At 49.9% G+C, this 1,264-nt stretch carries 1 rRNA gene; it reads right to left on the bottom strand.

Annotated features, from left to right (window positions below):
• Nucleotides 1–1,160: ribosomal RNA gene (locus tag AB2N08_RS22880) — 23S ribosomal RNA — on the bottom strand; the annotation flags it as partial.
• Nucleotides 1,161–1,264 lie beyond the last annotated feature (104 nt).

The raw sequence follows: 1,264 nt of genomic DNA, 5'->3' as shown, positions 1-1,264 counted from the left end.
ATATCCGCAGCTTCGGTGACTGGCTTAGCCCCGTTACATCTTCCGCGCAGGACGACTCGATCAGTGAGCTATTACGCTTTCTTTAAATGATGGCTGCTTCTAAGCCAACATCCTGACTGTTTTAGCCTTCCCACTTCGTTTTCCACTTAGCCAATCTTTGGGACCTTAGCTGGCGGTCTGGGTTGTTTCCCTCTTGACACCGGACGTTAGCACCCGATGTCTGTCTCCCAAGCTCGCACTCATCGGTATTCGGAGTTTGCAATGGTTTGGTAAGTCGCAATGACCCCCTAGCCATAACAGTGCTCTACCCCCGATGGTGATACTTGAGGCACTACCTAAATAGTTTTCGGAGAGAACCAGCTATTTCCAAGTTTGTTTAGCCTTTCACCCCTACCCACAGCTCATCCCCTAATTTTTCAACATTAGTGGGTTCGGACCTCCAGGGCGTGTTACCGCACCTTCATCCTGGCCATGGGTAGATCACTTGGTTTCGGGTCTACACCCAGCGACTGTCGCCCTATTCGGACTCGATTTCTCTACGGCTCCCCTATACGGTTAACCTCGCCACTGAATGTAAGTCGCTGACCCATTATACAAAAGGTACGCAGTCACGGAACAAGTCCGCTCCTACTGTTTGTATGCACACGGTTTCAGGATCTATTTCACTCCCCTCCCGGGGTTCTTTTCGCCTTTCCCTCACGGTACTGGTTCACTATCGGTCGATTACGAGTATTTAGCCTTGGAGGATGGTCCCCCCATGTTCAGACAGGATTTCTCGTGTCCCGCCCTACTTGTCGTATGCTTAGTACCACCGTTCAGATTTCGTGTAAGGGGCTATCACCCTCTATGGCGCCTATTTCCAGAGGCTTCCACTATCCAATCGACTATCACATACAGGCTCATCCCATTTCGCTCGCCACTACTTTGGGAATCTCGGTTGATTTCTTTTCCTGCAGCTACTTAGATGTTTCAGTTCGCCGCGTTCGCTTTGCATACCTATGTATTCAGTATGCAATGACCTATAAAGGCCGGGTTTCCCCATTCGGAAATCTGCGGATCAAAGCTCGTTTGCTAGCTCCCCGCAGCTTATCGCAAGCTACTACGTCCTTCATCGCCTGTAATCGCCAAGGCATCCACCATGTGCACTTATTCGCTTGTCCCTATAACGTTGGCCTCTGCTGACAACAGAGATCGTCACAGGTACAAGAGTACAACTGTGTTGCAATGATACAAATACTACTACCCAAGCACATGCTGTCGCATG

Origin of the sequence: Massilia aurea, assembly GCF_040790145.1 — a bacterium.
GTDB lineage: Bacteria > Pseudomonadota > Gammaproteobacteria > Burkholderiales > Burkholderiaceae_D > Telluria > Telluria aurea_C.
This window is presented reverse-complemented; position numbering and strand designations above follow the sequence as displayed.